At 68.5% G+C, this 16,097-nt stretch carries 16 protein-coding genes; 15 read left to right on the top strand and 1 reads right to left on the bottom strand.

The window, feature by feature from the left end:
- Positions 1 to 9: 9 nt before the first annotated feature.
- The 15 genes from IEX18_RS10930 (at position 10) to IEX18_RS11000 (ending at position 15,358) form a co-directional block, all read left to right on the top strand.
- Positions 10 to 762: a phosphatidate cytidylyltransferase gene (locus IEX18_RS10930; protein ID WP_188659401.1), complete on the top strand. Its 753-nt coding sequence runs from the start codon at positions 10 to 12 to the stop codon at positions 760 to 762.
- Positions 759 to 1,916, top strand: coding sequence for a 1-deoxy-D-xylulose-5-phosphate reductoisomerase (locus tag IEX18_RS10935; RefSeq protein WP_188658816.1), 1,158 nt, complete (start codon positions 759 to 761; stop codon positions 1,914 to 1,916). Before IEX18_RS10930 ends, IEX18_RS10935 begins: the two co-directional genes overlap by 4 nt.
- Entirely contained in the window at positions 1,913 to 3,046 is a 1,134-nt protein-coding gene (gene rseP, locus IEX18_RS10940; RefSeq protein WP_188658817.1) for an RIP metalloprotease RseP, read from the top strand. The genes IEX18_RS10935 and rseP overlap by 4 nt, the downstream gene beginning before the upstream one ends.
- A gap of 122 nt (positions 3,047 to 3,168) precedes the next feature.
- Positions 3,169 to 5,916 (top strand): outer membrane protein assembly factor BamA, encoded by a 2,748-nt coding sequence (bamA, locus tag IEX18_RS10945; protein ID WP_188659402.1) that lies wholly within the window; start codon positions 3,169 to 3,171, stop codon positions 5,914 to 5,916.
- Complete coding sequence (locus tag IEX18_RS10950) at positions 5,916 to 6,587, top strand: OmpH family outer membrane protein (RefSeq protein WP_188658818.1); 672 nt, start codon at positions 5,916 to 5,918, stop codon at positions 6,585 to 6,587. Before bamA ends, IEX18_RS10950 begins: the two co-directional genes overlap by 1 nt.
- Positions 6,584 to 7,060, top strand: coding sequence for a 3-hydroxyacyl-ACP dehydratase FabZ (fabZ, locus tag IEX18_RS10955; RefSeq protein WP_268234946.1), 477 nt, complete (start codon positions 6,584 to 6,586; stop codon positions 7,058 to 7,060). The genes IEX18_RS10950 and fabZ overlap by 4 nt, the downstream gene beginning before the upstream one ends.
- A 105-nt stretch (positions 7,061 to 7,165) precedes the next feature.
- Positions 7,166 to 7,396: a 50S ribosomal protein L31 gene (rpmE, locus tag IEX18_RS10960; RefSeq protein ID WP_188658819.1), complete on the top strand. Its 231-nt coding sequence runs from the start codon at positions 7,166 to 7,168 to the stop codon at positions 7,394 to 7,396.
- 36 nt (positions 7,397 to 7,432) lie between these two features.
- Positions 7,433 to 7,747: a PilZ domain-containing protein gene (locus IEX18_RS10965; RefSeq protein WP_188658820.1), complete on the top strand. Its 315-nt coding sequence runs from the start codon at positions 7,433 to 7,435 to the stop codon at positions 7,745 to 7,747.
- 71 nt (positions 7,748 to 7,818) lie between these two features.
- Positions 7,819 to 9,471, top strand: a complete 1,653-nt coding sequence (locus IEX18_RS10970) for an MFS transporter (protein WP_188658821.1) — start codon at positions 7,819 to 7,821, stop codon at positions 9,469 to 9,471.
- Positions 9,468 to 10,616: an HlyD family secretion protein gene (locus tag IEX18_RS10975; protein ID WP_188658822.1), complete on the top strand. Its 1,149-nt coding sequence runs from the start codon at positions 9,468 to 9,470 to the stop codon at positions 10,614 to 10,616. The genes IEX18_RS10970 and IEX18_RS10975 overlap by 4 nt, the downstream gene beginning before the upstream one ends.
- Complete coding sequence (locus IEX18_RS10980; RefSeq protein ID WP_188658823.1) at positions 10,613 to 11,995, top strand: efflux transporter outer membrane subunit; 1,383 nt, start codon at positions 10,613 to 10,615, stop codon at positions 11,993 to 11,995. Before IEX18_RS10975 ends, IEX18_RS10980 begins: the two co-directional genes overlap by 4 nt.
- 79 nt (positions 11,996 to 12,074) lie before the next feature.
- A complete protein-coding gene (gntA, locus tag IEX18_RS10985; protein WP_188658824.1) occupies positions 12,075 to 12,758 on the top strand; it encodes a guanitoxin biosynthesis heme-dependent pre-guanitoxin N-hydroxylase GntA in 684 nt (227 codons plus the stop codon).
- Positions 12,755 to 13,351 (top strand): DUF1989 domain-containing protein, encoded by a 597-nt coding sequence (locus IEX18_RS10990; RefSeq protein WP_188658825.1) that lies wholly within the window; start codon positions 12,755 to 12,757, stop codon positions 13,349 to 13,351. Before gntA ends, IEX18_RS10990 begins: the two co-directional genes overlap by 4 nt.
- Before the next feature lie 83 nt (positions 13,352 to 13,434).
- Positions 13,435 to 14,292 (top strand): SDR family oxidoreductase, encoded by an 858-nt coding sequence (locus IEX18_RS10995; protein ID WP_188658826.1) that lies wholly within the window; start codon positions 13,435 to 13,437, stop codon positions 14,290 to 14,292.
- A 139-nt stretch (positions 14,293 to 14,431) separates the two neighbouring features.
- Positions 14,432 to 15,358, top strand: a complete 927-nt coding sequence (locus tag IEX18_RS11000) for an alpha/beta hydrolase (protein ID WP_373284545.1) — start codon at positions 14,432 to 14,434, stop codon at positions 15,356 to 15,358.
- 4 nt (positions 15,359 to 15,362) lie between these two features.
- On the opposite strand, the gene IEX18_RS11005 is transcribed toward IEX18_RS11000, so the two are convergent.
- Positions 15,363 to 16,091 carry an arylesterase gene (locus IEX18_RS11005; protein WP_229664528.1) on the bottom strand — a complete coding sequence of 243 codons (729 nt, stop codon included), beginning with the start codon at positions 16,089 to 16,091 and terminating at the stop codon, positions 15,363 to 15,365.
- Between the last annotated feature and the right edge of the window lie 6 nt (positions 16,092 to 16,097).

Here is a 16,097-nt window from a genome sequence, read left to right on the forward strand (position 1 = left end):
CGGCTGCGGATGATCGCCAGCGTGGTGATGATCGCGGTGGCGCTGCTCGCCCTCGTCGCCGGGGGCGTGCTGTTCTGGCTGCTCGCGGTGGTCGCCGCACTGTTCATGATGGCCGAATGGGCGAACCTGTCCGGCGCGGGCGCGCGCGAGAAGCGGATCAGCCAGTTCGCCCTCTCGGTGCCGCTGGCGCTGATGGCGCCGGCCTCGCTGATCCTCGAGATCCACGACTTCTTCACGCTCGGCCTCCTCGCCGGCGCGGCGTTCTTCGTCGTGATCGTGACGTCGCGGCGGCAGCTGGCAGGCGGCCTGCTCTATTGCGGATTGCCGGTGTTCGCGCTGGTCCTGATGCGGCGCCAGCCCGACGGACTGTTGCTGACGCTCTGGGCCCTGTCGCTCGTCTGGGCGACGGACATCGGCGCCTTCTTCACCGGACGCACCCTGGGTGGTCCGAAGCTCGCACCCCGGATCAGCCCTGCCAAGACCTGGTCGGGCCTGCTCGGCGGCATCGGCCTGGCGCTGATCGTGGCTCTGGCGCTCTATCGCTGGGAGGGGCTGCCCCTCAGGCTGGTCGTGGCGACGCCCTTGCTGGCGATCCTCGCACAGGCCGGCGATCTGTACGAAAGCGCCGTCAAGCGCCGCGCCGGCGTGAAGGATTCCGGGAATATCCTGCCCGGCCATGGCGGCGTGCTCGACCGGCTGGACGGCGTGGTGCCGGTCGCGCCCATGGCCGCGATCGTCGCCCTGTTGCCGCTGATCCGATGAGAAGCGTCACCATCCTCGGCGCGACCGGATCGGTCGGCAGCTCGACGCTCGACCTGATCGAACGCGAACCCGACCGCTACCGCGTCCGCGCGCTCACCGCGAACTGCGACGTCGACCGGCTCGCCGCCGCCGCGCGGCGGACCGAGGCGGAGCTGGCGGTCGTTGCCGATGAACGCTGCCTGCCGGCCCTGCGCGCGGCGCTGGCCGGAACCGGCACGCGCACGGCGGGCGGGGCGGCGGCGGTGATCGAGGCGGGGGCCTCGGGCGCGGACTGGACGATGGCCGCCATCGTCGGCTGCGCCGGCCTCGCCCCGACCATGGCGGCCATCGCGCGGGGCGGCACGGTGGCGCTGGCCAACAAGGAGGCGCTGGTCTCCGCCGGCGACGTCGTCATGGATGCGGTGGCCGCCCATGGCGCGCGCCTGTTGCCAGTCGATTCCGAGCACAACGCCATCTTCCAGTGTTTCGACTTCGCGCGGCCCGGCCTCGTCCGGCGTATCATCCTGACTGCGAGCGGCGGCCCGTTCCGCGACGCCACCGCCGAGCGGATGGCGAGCGTCACCGCGGCCGAGGCGGTACGGCATCCCAACTGGTCGATGGGCGCGAAGATCTCGGTCGATTCGGCGACCATGATGAACAAGGGGCTGGAGCTGATCGAGGCGGCGCGCCTCTTCCCGGTCCATCCCGACCAGATCGAGATCGTGGTCCATCGCCAGTCGGTGATCCACAGCCTGGTCGACTATGTCGACGGATCGATGCTGGCGCAGCTCGGACCCTCCGACATGCGCGTGCCGATCGCGCACGCGCTCGCCTGGCCCGAGCGGATGGCGACGCCGATGGCGCCGCTCGATCTCGTCGCGCTCGGACGGCTCGACTTCGAGGCGCCCGATCCGGGTCGCTTCCATGCCCTGACGCTCGCCCGCGCCGCGGTGAACGCAGGCGGTGCGGCGCCGGCGATCCTCAACGCCGCCAACGAGGTGGCCGTTGCCGCCTTTTTGGCGGGCAGGATCGGCTTCCTCGAAATTGCCGCAATCGTGGACGATATACTCCAGCGCTACGACCCGCCTTCGCCGGAGACGCTCGACGCGGTGCTCGCAGTCGACGCCCGGGCAAGGGAGCTGGCGGCCGAGCGGGTAGAGGATTGCGTCTGTTGATCGAAGCTCCCGGTGTTCCGCTGACCCTGATCGCGTTCGTTGCCGTCATCGGTCCGCTCGTCTTCGTCCACGAGATGGGTCATTATCTCGCCGGCCGGCTGTTCGGCATCAAGGCCGATGCCTTCGCGATCGGCTTCGGCCGTGAAGTGGCCGGCTTCACCGACCGCCGCGGCACCCGGTGGAAGTTCGGGTGGCTGCCGCTCGGCGGCTATGTGCGCTTCGCAGGCGACATGAACCCGGCGAGCCAGCCCGACGCCGAATGGCTCTCGCTCCCGGCGGCCGAGCGGGCGCAGACCTTCCAGGCCAAACCGGTCTGGCAGCGCGCGATCGTGGTCGCGGCGGGGCCGGTGGTGAATTTCCTCGTCGCGATCCTGATCCTCGCGGGCTTCGCGCACTTCTACGGCGTCCGCTATGCGCCGCCGACGGTCGGCGAGGTCGTCGCGGGCAGCCCGGCCGCGGCCGCGGGGCTCAAGGCAGGCGATCGCATCGTGTCGCTCGGCGGGCGGTCGATGGAAAGCTTCGCCGACATTGCCCAATATGCGATGATCCGGCCCGGCGAGGCGGTGCGCGTGTCGCTGGAGCGGGCGGGGCAGCCGGTCAACACGACCGTGACCATCGGCACGCTGCGGCAGCGCGACCGCTTCGGCAACGAATATCGCATCGGCCGGGTCGGGATCGGCAGCCCGAAGGTCGAATACCGCCCGGTCTCGCTGATCGCGGCGCCGGCAGAGGGTGCGCGCGAGGTCGTCGCGATCGTCCGCGGCTCGCTCGACGCGCTGGGCCAGATCATCACCGGACGCCGTTCGGTCGAGGAACTGGGCGGCCCCTTGCGCATCGCCAAGGTGTCCGGCGAGCAGATGTCGCTGGGCTGGCCGAGCTTCATCGGACTGATCGCGCTCGTGTCCATCAATCTGGGGTTCATCAACCTGCTGCCAGTGCCGATGCTCGACGGCGGCCACCTGATGTTCTACGCAATCGAGGCGATACGCCGCCGCCCGGTCGATGCGCAGGTGCAGGAATGGGCATTTCGAGGCGGACTGGCGGCGATCCTGGCGCTGATGATCCTCGTCACCTTCAACGATCTGGGCCAGATGGGCCTGTGGCGGAACCTGGCCGGCTTGATCGGCTGAGGAAGCTGGTGCAGGGCGAATGATCGACAGGGGTCGGTTTCACGTTTTCCTGGGGTGGGTTTCGAGTGAAGAATAACGGTCTCTCTGTCGCGACGGTCGGCGCGACGCTGCTGGCGAGCACGATGCTGGCGGGCGTCCCCGTTCAGGCGCAGACCGGCGCCCGCCGCCCCGCACAGCCTGCGGGCGCCCCCGCACGGGAGCGTTCGGGCCCGCGCGTCTCGGTCCCCACCGATGCGCCGCCGCCCCCTGCCGCCGTCACCGGCGCGCCCGCGGCGGCCGGCACGATCAAGTCGTTGCGCGTCGAGGGTTCGCAGCGGATCGAGCCGGAAACGGTGCTGTCCTACACCAAGCTGCGGGTCGGCATCCCCTATACGACGGCGACGCTGGACCAGGCGCTCGTCGACCTGCAGGCCTCCGAACTGTTCGCCGACTATTCGATCTCGGGCGTCGAGAGCGGCGACATCGTCCTTCGCATCCGCGAGAACCCGATCATCAACCGGGTGATTCTGGAGGGCAACAAGGCTATCAAGAGCGACAAGATCCAGAAGGAACTGAAGCTCGCCCCGCGCCAGATCTTCACCCGCACGGCCGTGCGCGCCGACGTGGCCCGAATCATCGAGCTCTACCGGCGCGGCGGCCGCTTCGCCGCCGTCGTCGAGCCGAAGATGGTCAATCTCGACCAGAACCGCGTCGATATCGTCTTCGAGATCAGCGAGGGCTCGAAGTCGAAGGTCCGGCAGATCAACATTCTCGGCAACGAGAAATTCTCGGACGACGAGCTGCGCGGCCAGATGGCGACGAAGCAGTCGCGCTGGTTCCGCCTGCTGTCGTCGGGCACCAGCTACGATCAGGATCGCCTCAACTACGACCAGCAGAAGCTGCGGCAATTCTATCTGACGAACGGCTACGCCGATTTCCGCGTTACCAGCGCGGTGGCGGAGCTGACGCCCGACAAGCGCGACTTCATCATCACCTATGTCGTCGAGGAGGGGCCGCGCTACAAGTTCGGCGACGTCACCGTCGACAGCGAGATCCGTGACTTCGACGGCGATCGCCTGGCCGCGTCGCTGCCGATGAAGAAGGGCGACTGGTACAACGCCAAGCTGGTCGAGGACTCGGTCGACAATCTCAGCCAGTCGGCGGGCCTGTTCGGCTATGCCTTCAGCCAGGTCGATCCCGAGTTCCAGCGCGACCGCGACACGCTGACGATGGGGATCAACTTCCACATCGCGCAGGCGCAGCGCACCTATGTCGAGCGGATCGACATCAACGGCAACACGCAGACGCAGGACAAGGTGATCCGGCGCGAGATGCGCGTCGCCGAGGGCGATCCGTTCAACGACTTCCAGATCAAGCGCTCGCAGGATCGCATCAATTCGCTCGGCTATTTCCAGGACAAGTTCGAGATCAAGCGGACGCAAGGCTCGACTCCGGATCGCATCGTGCTCGAAGCGCCGGTCGAGGAGCGGTCGACCGGCGAGCTCCAGCTCTCGGCCGGTTTCTCCAGCCTCGAACGCTTCATCATCCAGGCGAACGTCACCCAGCGCAACTTCCGCGGCAAGGGCCAGGAGCTGCGCTTCGGCGTCAACTATTCGAGTTATCAGAAGTCGGTCGAGGCGGGCTTCACCGAACCGTATCTGTTCGACAAGAACATCGCGGTCGGCGTCGATATCTTCCGGCGCGATTTCAACCAGTTCAACTTCGATCTGAACGGCAATCGCAACACCATCTACAACCAGGTGTCGACCGGGTTCCAGGTGCGTGCCGGCGTGCCGCTGACCGAATACTGGTCGCTGTCCGGCCGCTACGGCCTCTCCTATGACGAAGTGGGGCTGGACAGCAGCCTGCTGGTCAACGGCCAGTGCAGCAATGCGACCGTCGGCCGCTATCTGTGCGAGGCGCTGGGCAATCGCTGGACGTCGTCGGTCGGCTATTCGCTGATCTACAGCAGCCTCAACAGCAACCTGCGCCCGACCGCGGGCCGGCGCTTCACCTTCAGCCAGGACTTCGCCGGTCTGGGCGGCGACGTGAAGTATATTCGCACCCGCACCGAGTTCGCGCAGTATAAGGGGCTGGGCAAGGGCTTCGTCCTCTCCTTCCTGGGTGAGGGCGGCTATATCCACTCGCTGGAGAAGAGCCGCGGTGAGGGCATCGATCCGGTCCGGATCATCGACCGGTTCTATCTGGGCGAGCCGAACTTCCGCGGCTTCGACATTCGCGGCGTCGGTCCGCGCATCCAGCGCGTGCCGCTGATCACCGACCCGACGACCGGTATCCAGTCGCTGTCGACCGACCGCACGCAGATCGCCGACGACCCGCTCGGCGGCAAGGCCTATTATCTCGGCCGTATCGAGCTCGAACTGCCGCTCGGCGCCGGGGCGCGCGAGATGGGGCTGCGGCCGTCGATCTACGTCCAGGCAGGCAGCCTCTTCAACCTGACCCGGCCGCTGCCGACCACGGTCTTCCCGCAGGCGCGCGACACGAACGGCAACCTGCTGTTCAATCCGGATGGTTCGCCCACCCTTACGGGCGCGCCGATCACGACCACCGTCGGCAACCAGACCTATGCGCTCTATACCGTCGCGGCGACCGACACGACGAACGTCGGTCGCACCACCACCTGCGCGGTCGGCTATTCGGACACCGCGGGCGGCACCTGCGCCGGCAGTTCGGTCAACACGGCGCAGCTGACCAGCCCGTTCGTCGAGCGCTTCCTCGGCAACTCGGCCCGGCCGCGCGTGTCGGTGGGCATCGGCGTCAACTGGAACTCGCCGTTCGGGCCGCTGCGCATCGATCTTGCCAAGGCACTGGTCGCCCAGCCGGGCGACGACAAGAAACTCATCACTTTCAACGTAGGGACTCAGTTCTGATGCTCAGGATCACCGCTCTCATCCTCGCCGCCGTGTCGATCCCCGCGATCGTCGCGCCGGCCGCCGCGCAGGTCAGCGGCGTCGCCGTCGCCAATCCCGAAGGCGCGATCGCCAACTCCCGCGCCTGGGCCGCCGCCCGGACCCAGATCGAGACGACGTACAAGACCCAGCTCGATCAGGCGAACGCCCGCCGCGACGCGGTGCAGAAGGAACTGACGCCGCTCATCACCGCGTTCAACACCGCGCGGTCGCAGCCCAACGCCAACCAGGCCTCGCTGCAGAGCCAGGCGCAGGCGATCCAGACCCGCCAGCAGGCCGCCGAGCAGGAGCTGGGTCGGCTGACGCTGCCGGCGCAGCGCGCGCAGGCCTATGCCATCGAGCAGGTCTCGGCGAAGCTCAACGACGCGGTGCAGGCGGTGATCCGCTCGCGCAACATCAGCGTCCTGCTCCGTCCGGATGCGACGCTGTTCGCCCAGCCGGCGGCCGACGTCACCCCGGCGATCACCACCGAGCTCGATCGCCTGGTGCCGACCGTCAGCATCACGCCGCCGGCGGGCTGGGAACCCGGCCAGGCCGGGCAGCAGGGTGCCGCCGGCGCCCCGGCCGCGGCGACGCCCGCCGCGCCTGCCGCCAACACCAACCGCCGTCCGGCGCAGCCGTCGGGCCGGTGAGCGAGGGCAGGGAAGCCGCCGTCATCGGCCCGCTCGATATCGGGCGGGTGATGGCGGCGCTGCCGCACCGCTATCCGATGCTCCTCGTCGACCGCGTCGAGGAGCTGGTGATCGACGAGCGTATCGCGGCGATCAAGGCGGTGACGATCAACGAGGGCTTCTTTCAGGGTCATTATCCCGGGCGCCCCATCATGCCCGGCGTGCTGATCGTCGAGGCACTGGCGCAGGCGGCCGGCGTGCTGGCGGTGGAAAGCCTCGATCTCGCCGGATCGGGCAAGCTCGTCTATTTCATGTCGATCGACGGCGTGAAATTCCGCAAGCCGGTAGAACCCGGCGTGCTTCTTCGGCTCGAGGCCAGCTTCGTGCAGAAGCGCGCCCGCGTCTGCAAATTCGCGGGCATTGCGCGGATCGACGGCCAGGTGGTCGCAGAGGCGAATTTCACCGCGATGATCGCCGATCCGCCGACCGGCTGAGCCGGCCGGTCGGGGCAATCATCAATTTTGACTTCGGCGGCGCTCTTCCCTATGGGCGCCGCTTCTCATTTGGCTGGTCGGTACCAGCCGCCTTGGAGACGTGACGTGAAGCAGAACACCCATCCCGACTACCACATGATCAAGGTGCAGATGACCGACGGCACCGTGTTCGAGACCCGCTCCACCTGGGGCAAGGAAGGCGACACGATGCAGCTCGACATCGATCCGCTGGCCCACCCGGCCTGGACCGGTGGACGCGGCCAGATGCTCGATCAGGGCGGTCAGGTCGCGCGCTTCAACAAGCGCTTCGGTGGCGGTCTTACGCTCCGCAAGTAAGAGTGTGTTAGGCATGGCGGCGATAGCGTTGCCGCCATGTTTGTTGCGGAATTCGAGACAGTTGAATCGAGCGTTCGCCGACGCAGGGCACCCCGCGCCCCGGTCGCGCTCGAGGCGAGCCTGAACGGCAGCCGTTTCGACCGCGCCTTGTGCACCGTCGTCGACCTGTCGACGACGGGCGCCCGCCTTTCGACCTATTCGATGCTGCGCCGGGGAAGCGAGATCTCGCTCGTCCTGCCCGATCTCGGGGCCGTGCCGGCCACGGTAGTGTGGTCGACCGATTTCGAGGCGGGCTGCGAATTCCGGCGGCCGTTGCGTCAGGATCTCGTCGACAAGCTTCGCGAGCGCTGATCGCGGGATTTCCCAACCTTCCTCAATGCAAGGCTTTCGCCAAGCGCCGAACGGGGTCTATGCCGATTCGCATGTCGCTTGCCTCGCGCCTTCGCCATTTTCTGGCCGAGCAGGAATGGGCCTATGCCCCGCACGAGGCGCCGGTCATGCCGGGGTCGCCGGGCTCGCCGGAACATCCGGGGCGGCGGCGGCTCGCCTATGTGCTGGTGTCGATCCTGCTCGGGCTGACGGGCGGGCTGGGAAACGCGCTCGTCTCGGCCAACACGACGACCCTCGGCGGCGCGCTCGGGCTCGACCCGGCCGAGATCGCCTGGCTGCCGACCGTCTACGTGATGACCAACGTCAGCATCAACCTGCTGCTGATCAAGTTCCGCCAGCAGTTCGGCTTGCGCCCCTTTGCGCTGATCTTCGTCGGCCTCTATGCAGCACTGACGCTCGGCCACCTCTTCGTCAGCGACTTCTGGTCGGCGATCCTCGTCCGCGCGGCGAGCGGCATGGCCGCCGCGCCGCTCAGTACGTTCGCACTCTATTACATGATGCAGGCGATGCCGGCTCCGGCGCGGCTGCGCGGCGTGGTGCTGGGGATCGGCATCCCGCAATGCGCGACACCGCTCGCGCGCCTCTTTTCCCCCGAGCTCCTCGCGATGAGCCAGTGGCGCACCCTCTACCTGTTCGAGCTGGGCCTTGCCCTGATCAGCCTTGCCGCGGTCCTCGCCTTCCGCCTGCCGCCGACGACCCGGCAGCGGGCCTTCGAGCGGCTCGACTTCCTGACCTTCGCACTCTTCGCTACCAGCATGGCGCTGTTCGCGGCGGTGCTGGGGCTGGGGCGGATCGTCTGGTGGACGCAGGCGGGCTGGATCGGCTGGGCGCTGCTCGCCGCCATCCCGATGCTCGCCGCGGCGCTGCTGATCGAGCACGGCCGCGCCAACCCGCTGCTCAACACGCGCTGGCTGGCCAGCGCTGACATCGCCCGCTTTGCGATCGTCACGCTGATGGCGCGCATCGTCCTGTCCGAACAGACGTTCGGCGCGGTCGGCCTGCTGACCGTCCTGGGGCAGAACAACGATCAGCTGCTGGTCTTCTTCGCGATCATGGCCGTCGCCTCGTTCGCGGGCGTGCTGCTCAGCGCCGCGACCCTCAATGTCGAGAAGCTGGCGCACCCGGTCATGCTGGCGGTCGGGATCGTCGCGGTCGCCGCCTTCATCGATTCGCGCGCGACCAGCCTGACCCGTGCGCCGCAACTCTATGTGACGCAGGCGCTGATCGCATTCTCCGGCACCTTCTTCCTCGGACCGGCGCTGCTGTTCGGCATGACCCGCGCGCTGAAGGAGGGGACGGGACACATCATCAGCTTCATCGCGCTGTTCGGCATCATCAATTCGCTGGGCGGGCTGGCGGGTTCCGCGATCCTCGGCACCTATCAGGTGGTGCGCGAGAAGGCGAACAGTGCGGCGCTCGTGCAGGCGATCGATCCGACCGACCCGATCGTGCAGCAGCGCCTGCAGGCGGGTGCCGCGGGACTCGGCCGGGTCGTCGGCGATCCGGGACTGCGGACGGCGGAAGGCGGCGCCTTGCTCGCCCAGACCGCGACGCGCGAGGCCAATGTGCTCGCCTATGACGACGTCTTCCGGCTCGTCGCGCTGCTTGCCGCGTGGACCTTCACCTATCTGGCATTCCTGCTGCTGCGGCGCGCGGCCCGCATGCGGCGTCTAGGAGCGGCATGACCGACACACGCAACCCCGTCTCTGTCAGCCCGCCGACCGAGGAGCGGATCGCGGAACAGTCCGCCCCCGCAGCGCCGGCGGGTTCGGGCTGGCGCCCGCCCACCCTGTCGGGTCGCGCCCTCGCCGTCGTCGTGCTGATCGCCGTCGCGGGGATGGCGGCGGTAATGGCCGCATGGCGGATCGGTCCGTTCGCGACCGGCTACGAGACGACGGACAACGCCTATGTGCGCGGCCGGGTGACGGTGATCGCGCCGCAGGTTTCGGGCTATGTCACGCGCGTCCTCGTCCGGGACTTCGAAACGGTGCAGGCGAACCAGCCGCTCGTCGCGATCGACCAGCGTATCTACGCCCAGCGGGTCGAGCAGGCGCAGGCGCAGGTCGAGGCGCAGCAGGCGACGCTCGCCAACAGCCGGCAGGCGGCCGCCAGCCGGTCGGCGAGCTTCCAGGCGCAGGATGCCGCGGTGGAAAATGCCCGCGCCCAGTTGATGCGCGCGCAGGCGGACATGGCGCGGGTCGAGGACCTGGTGTCCGACGGATCCGTCTCGCTGCGGGAGCGCGACCAGACCCGGGCCGCGCTGCGCCAGGCACAGGCGGGCGTGGCGCAGGCCGAGGCCGCGCGGGAGATCGCGCGGCAGGACATCCGCACGGTCGAGGTCGGTCGCGGCGGCCAGGCGGCCGGCGTCTCGGGCGCCGAGGCGGCCCTGAGGCTGGCGCGCATCGACCTCGCCAACACGGTCATCCGCGCACCCGAGGCGGGGCAGCTCAGCGAGGTGGGCGTGCGTGTCGGCCAATATGTCACCGCCGGGTCGCAGCTGCTGTTCCTGGTGCCGGCCGAAGTCTGGATCATCGCCAACTACAAGGAGGCGCAGACGGCGCGCATCGCCGTCGGACAGGCCGCCAGCTTCACCGTCGACGCGCTGGCCAATGCGCGGCTGACCGGCCGCGTCGAGCGCATCTCGCCCGCGGCCGGCAGCGAGTTCGCGGTGCTGAAGTCGGACAATGCGACCGGCAACTTCACCAAGGTGCCGCAGCGGATCGCGGTGCGCATCCGGATCGATCCCGGCCAGCGGCTCGCGGCCCGGCTGCGCCCCGGCATGTCGGTGGTCGCGCGCGTCGACACCGGCACCGTCCCGGCACCGCGATGAAGGCGGTATCGGCGCTGCTGCTCGGTGTGGCCCTGACCGGCTGCGTCGCGCGCGGACCCCGCCGGGACCCGCCGGCCACGGCGACGGCGAGCGTGCCGGGCGGCTGGCGGACGCCTGTCGCGAACGGTGTCGCGATCGCGGGCGATTGGTGGACGGCATTCGGCGATCCCGTCCTGACGGCGCTGGTCGAGCGCGCGCTCGCGAACAATGTCGACATTGCCATCGCCGCCTCGCGGATCGAGGAGGCGCGTGCGGCGGAGGCGCTTGCGCGCGCCCAATTGTCGCCGCAGGTCGGCGGATCCCTGCCCGAGACCCAGGGGCAGACGCTGAGCCCGTTCGGGACTCCCAGCCGCGCGATCGGCGCGCAGCCGGGCATCACCGCAAGCTTCGACCTCGACCTATTCGGCCGGCTTCGCCTCGCCAGCCGCGCCGCGCGGGCGCAGCTGCTTGCGACCGCGGCGGCGCGCGACACGATCCGGCTGGCGACGGCGGCGACTACTGCCAGCGGCTATGTCACGCTGCGTGCCCTCGACCAGCGGCTCGCGATCGCCCGGGCAACGCTCGCCGCCCGCAGCGACGCGCTCCGGATCGCGCGGCGGCGGTTCGAGACCGGTTATTCCTCGAGGCTGGAATATCGGCAGGCACAGGCGGAATATGCCGCGACCGCCCAGTTGGTGCCCGCGGCCGAGCTCGCCATCGCGCGCCAGGAAAATGCCCTTTCGCTGCTGACCGGCGACCCGCCGCGTGCGATCGCGCGGGGCAGGGCGCTCGACCGGCTGGCCATCCCCGCCATCCCCGACGGTCTACCCGCCGATCTGCTGCGGCGTCGCCCGGACCTCTATCAGGCGGAGCAGACGCTGGTCGCCGCCGACCTGACGCTCGACAGCCAGCGCGCGGCGTTCCTGCCGAACCTCGCGCTGACCGGAACGGCGGGTGTCGTCCTGTCGACCGCGCTCAGCGATCCTGTCGCCCTGTTCTCACTCGGCGCGAGCGTGCTCGCTCCCCTGTTCGACGGCGGACGGCTGCGTGCGCAGGAAAATGCGGCGACGGCGCGGCGCGACCAGGCGGCCTTCGCCTATCGCCGCACGGCGCTCGTGGCATTCCGCGAAGTGGACGATGCACTTGCGGGCGTGCAGCGTACCGGAAAGCAGGCCGAGGATCTGGCGCAGCAGGCGGCCGCCGCCAGCGGCGCACTCCAGAATGCGACCAACCGGTACCGCGCCGGCTATTCGGCCTATATTGAGCAGCTCGACGCGCAGCGGAATCTGCTGACCGCGCAATTGTCGCTCGTTCAGGCTCAGACCGACCGGCTGACGAGTTACGTCGCGCTCTACCAGGCTATGGGCGGCGGCTGGACGCGACCCGTGCCGACCGGTTGATCCTGATCAGTCAGAATCTTGAGGAACGGCGTTTTTCATTCTCGCGTTCTCTTGGCCCATGTCATCCCGAACTCAACCTATGTTTGATTGGGCCTATCCCAACCAGGACACGCTTGCGGCCGAACTGCATCAGCACATCGTCGAGACCGCCTTTCCCTGCGTCGGCGCAAAGGCGGCCTTGGCCCGCGGAACGCTCGAGGTGCTCGCCGCACGCGATCTGGCGAGCGCGTGGGACGATGTCCGGATCCACGACCGGCTGCTCCATTTCGCCGCAGCCTATCGGGAGAAGCCCGCGCTGTTCCGCAGCCTCGCGATCGTGTTCGAACAGCCCGTGACGCTGACCGAGGCACGTTTCGAGCGGTTGCTGTGGGATCGGGTCCAGTCCCTGTCGGACAAGGATGTCTGGCGCGGCCAGAGCTATGACGACAGCGTCAGCGCCGATCCCGGCGACCCGCACTTTTCGCTGTCGTTCGGCGGGGAGGCGTTCTTCGTGGTGGGGCTCCACCCCGCGGCGAGCCGTCCGGCGCGGCGCTTTCCCCATCCGACCATGGTCTTCAACCTGCACGATCAGTTCGAGGTGCTGCGCGCACAGGGCAAATATGAGGGCATGCGCGAGAAGATCATGGTGCGCGACGAGGCCTTGGCCGGATCGCGCAATCCGATGCTGGCCCGCCATGGCGAGGCGAGCGAGGCGCGGCAATATTCCGGCCGCGCGGTCGACGCCGACTGGCAATGTCCCTTCCGCTACAAGGGCGAGGCATGAGCGCCGTTCAGGTCATACCGGAGCGGAGCGGAACCGCCTTCCGCCTCGCGGCCGGCGAACGGCTGGTGGTGATCGATCCCAGGGGAGAGCAGGTCGCTGACCTGCTCGCCTTCAACGCGGATGATACCGACGAGGTGATATCGTCGGGCCGCACGCTCGACTATGCGGAGAAGATCTGGCTCACCACCGGCGACCTCCTCTATTCGAACCGCTCGAACGTGCTGCTGGAGATCGAGGAGGATACGGTCGGGCGGCACGATTTCCTGCTGACGCCCTGCTCCTACGACACCTTTCACCATTTCTATCCCGGGCTGGAGCCGCATCGCGGGTGCTTCGGCAACCTGGTGGCGGCGCTGGCGCCCTATGGCATCGTCGCGGACCGGATACCGGTCGCCTTCAACTGCTTCATGAACGTGCCGATCGACGCCGAGACGGGGCGGCTCAGGGTCCTGCCGCCGATCAGCCGGGCAGGGGACCATATCGCCTTCCGCGCCCGGCGTGATCTCATCGTCGGATTGACCGCCTGTTCGGCCCCCGACTCGAACGGCGGCAGCTTCAAGCCGATCCACTACCGGATCGAGCCCGCCGCCTGACCGCTCAACTGGATCAGGCAAAAGCCGCGGATACCATGGCGCCGTGCGGCGGTTCTTGGCGGGCATTTACAGGAGCTTGCCCGATGGCCAACGAACCCACGCCGCCCCAGCCCGAACAGCAGCAGCCGATGCCCGGCTCGACCGCGGCGATGGATCCGCGGCCCGATCATGGCGAGGAGAGCTATGTCGGTCATGGCCGGTTGGCGGGCAAGAAGACGATCATCACCGGCGGCGACAGCGGCATCGGCCGCGCCGTCGCGATCGCCTTCGCGCGCGAAGGCGCGGATGTATTGATCGCCTATCTGAACGAGGACGAGGATGCGCAGGACACCGCGCGCCTCGTCGAAGCGGCCGGGCGCAAGGCGGTGCTGGTGCCCGGCGATCTCTCCGATCCCTCGCACTGCCGCAGCGTCATCGCGCGTGCGATCGAGTCCTTCGGCGGCATCGACGTGATCGTCAGCAACGCGGCGCATCAGGCGACGTTCGAGAAGCTCGAGGACGTCAGCGACGAGGAGTGGCGTCGCACCTTCCAGACCAATGTCGATCCGCTCTTCTATCTGACCAAGGCCGCGCTGCCCCACCTGAAGCCCGGCGCCTCGATCATCGCGACGAGCTCGATCAACGCCGACCAGCCGGGTCCCGAGCTGCTGCCCTATGCTACCACCAAGGGCACGATCCGCGACATGGTGGCCGGACTGGGCCAGCTGCTGGCCGAGCGGGGTATTCGGGTCAATGCCGTCGCCCCCGGCCCGGTCTGGACGCCGCTGATCCCATCGACCATGCCGCCCGAGAAGGTGAAGAACTTCGGTGCGAACACGCCGATCGGGCGCGCTGCCCAGCCCAAGGAGCTGGCGCCGCCCTATGTGATGCTGGCCAGCGACGAGGCGAGCTATATCCTTGGAGCGACCATTCCGGTGACCGGCGGACGGCCCTTCGTCTGAGCGGCGGTGGGGGGCGGTGGATGAACCTGCCCCGCGGAACCTGGGTCGCAGAGAAGGCCTTGCGTCCCGTCATCCTCCCCGTAAAACCAGTGTTAGCGCACAACAATGTGGCTGACACAACGATGTGGGGAGGATGGATATGAGAGTGTTGCGAGCGTGCGGCCTTGCGGTGGCGATGGCCGCGCTGGCGGCGTCGGCACCTGGCCTGGCGCAGGACTCCAAGATGACGCCGATCGCCGTGCCCGACCAGCCGGGCGCGATCGCGCTCGATACCGGCAAGCTGCCGAACGCGCCGATCCCCGAAAGCTGGCACCGTCAGTATAACAGTTCCTTCGCCCGCAACGTCACCGAGGCGACGCTGACCCCCTTCCTGCCGGACCCCGCCAAGGCGACGGGCGCGGCGGTGATCGTCGCGCCCGGCGGCGGATTTCGCACGCTCTCGATGGAGAATGAGGGCTGGAACGTCGCGCGGGCGCTCGCCGATCGGGGCATCGCCGCGTTCGTTCTCAAATACCGGCTGAACCAGACGCCGCGCGACATGGCGGAGTTCGATCGGTCGATGAGCGCCATGTTCTCCAGCGTCGGGCGTCCGGCGGCGCGCCTGCGGCCCGACCAGGCGCTGGCAAATCTGGCGCCGCAGATCGCCGACGCGCGTGCCGCCTTCGCGCTCGTCCGTGCGCGCGCCGGCAACTGGCGGATCGATCCCAAGCGCGTCGGCATGGTCGGCTTTTCGGCCGGTGCGATGCTGACCATGGCGACGACGCTGGCGGGGCAGGACGCAAAGCCGGCGTTCATCGGCATCATCTACGGCTCGATGGAGCCCGTGACCGTGCCGGCCGACGCGCCGCCGATGTTCGTCGCGCTCGCGGCCGACGATCCGCTGTTCGCGGGCAAGGGGATGGGGCTGATCGACAGCTGGATCCAGTCCAAGCATCCCGTCGAGTTCCACCTTTACCAGAAGGGCGGGCACGGCTTCGGCATGTACGACACCCACACGACCAGCACGGGCTGGTTCGACGCCTTCTACCGCTGGATCGACATGAACGGCTTCACGAAGGCTGGGTGAGACGTCAGGGCGCCTGCAGCGCCTTCTCGACCATCGGCGTCACGCGGTCGGCGATCCGCGTGACGCCGACCGCATTCGGGTGCACGCCGTCCGGCAGCATCAGGGCGCGGTTGCCGAGCACCCCGTCGAGGATAAAGGGATAGAGCGGCGCGTCGTGCGCCTTGGCCAGATCGGGCCAGATGCGGTTAAAGCGAGCGGCGAAGTCGGGGCCGAGATTGGGCGGCGTCATCATCCCGGTCAGCACCACCGGGATCTGGCGCCGCTCCAGCTCGTCGAGCATCGCGGCGAGGTTGGCGCGCGTCTCCTTCGGGTCGATCTGGCGCAGCACGTCGTTGCCGCCGAGCCCCAGCATCACCAGGTCCGGCTTTCGCTCGAGCCGGTCGAGCGTATAGACGAGGCGCCGGCGACCGTCGGCGGTCGTGTCGCCGGAGACGCCTGCATTGACGATCCTCGCGTCGATCCCGCCCGCCCGAAGCCGATCCTGGACGGCGTCGGGAAGGCTTTCGCCGCGTTGCAGGCCATAGCCGGCGTACAGACTGTCACCGAACGCCAATATCAGTCGTTTAGGGCCGGCGATCGGCACGCGCTGCACCGGCCTTGCGGGGGAGGGGGCCGGCGTCGCGGCGACATTGGCGATGTCGGCGTCGTCCGGAGCGGCTTGGCACGCCGCCAGCGACAATGCCGCTTGGAGGAGCGCTCCCTGCGCCGCATAGGAGAAATATGGACTTTTCACCCCAAA

Origin of the sequence: Sphingomonas metalli (assembly GCF_014641735.1) — a bacterium.
Classification (GTDB): Bacteria; Pseudomonadota; Alphaproteobacteria; order Sphingomonadales; family Sphingomonadaceae; genus Sphingomonas; species Sphingomonas metalli.

Coding starts and splice junctions, on each gene's coding strand:
- IEX18_RS10930 (WP_188659401.1), top strand. CDS start 10: ATGATCGCCAGCGTGGTGATGATCGCGGTGGCGCTGCTCGCCCTCGTC.
- IEX18_RS10935 (WP_188658816.1), top strand. CDS start 759: ATGAGAAGCGTCACCATCCTCGGCGCGACCGGATCGGTCGGCAGCTCG.
- bamA (WP_188659402.1), top strand. CDS start 3,169: ATGCTGGCGGGCGTCCCCGTTCAGGCGCAGACCGGCGCCCGCCGCCCC.
- IEX18_RS10950 (WP_188658818.1), top strand. CDS start 5,916: ATGCTCAGGATCACCGCTCTCATCCTCGCCGCCGTGTCGATCCCCGCG.
- IEX18_RS10965 (WP_188658820.1), top strand. CDS start 7,433: ATGTTTGTTGCGGAATTCGAGACAGTTGAATCGAGCGTTCGCCGACGC.
- IEX18_RS10970 (WP_188658821.1), top strand. CDS start 7,819: ATGTCGCTTGCCTCGCGCCTTCGCCATTTTCTGGCCGAGCAGGAATGG.
- IEX18_RS10975 (WP_188658822.1), top strand. CDS start 9,468: ATGACCGACACACGCAACCCCGTCTCTGTCAGCCCGCCGACCGAGGAG.
- IEX18_RS10980 (WP_188658823.1), top strand. CDS start 10,613: ATGAAGGCGGTATCGGCGCTGCTGCTCGGTGTGGCCCTGACCGGCTGC.
- gntA (WP_188658824.1), top strand. CDS start 12,075: ATGTTTGATTGGGCCTATCCCAACCAGGACACGCTTGCGGCCGAACTG.
- IEX18_RS10990 (WP_188658825.1), top strand. CDS start 12,755: ATGAGCGCCGTTCAGGTCATACCGGAGCGGAGCGGAACCGCCTTCCGC.
- IEX18_RS10995 (WP_188658826.1), top strand. CDS start 13,435: ATGGCCAACGAACCCACGCCGCCCCAGCCCGAACAGCAGCAGCCGATG.
- IEX18_RS11000 (WP_373284545.1), top strand. CDS start 14,432: ATGAGAGTGTTGCGAGCGTGCGGCCTTGCGGTGGCGATGGCCGCGCTG.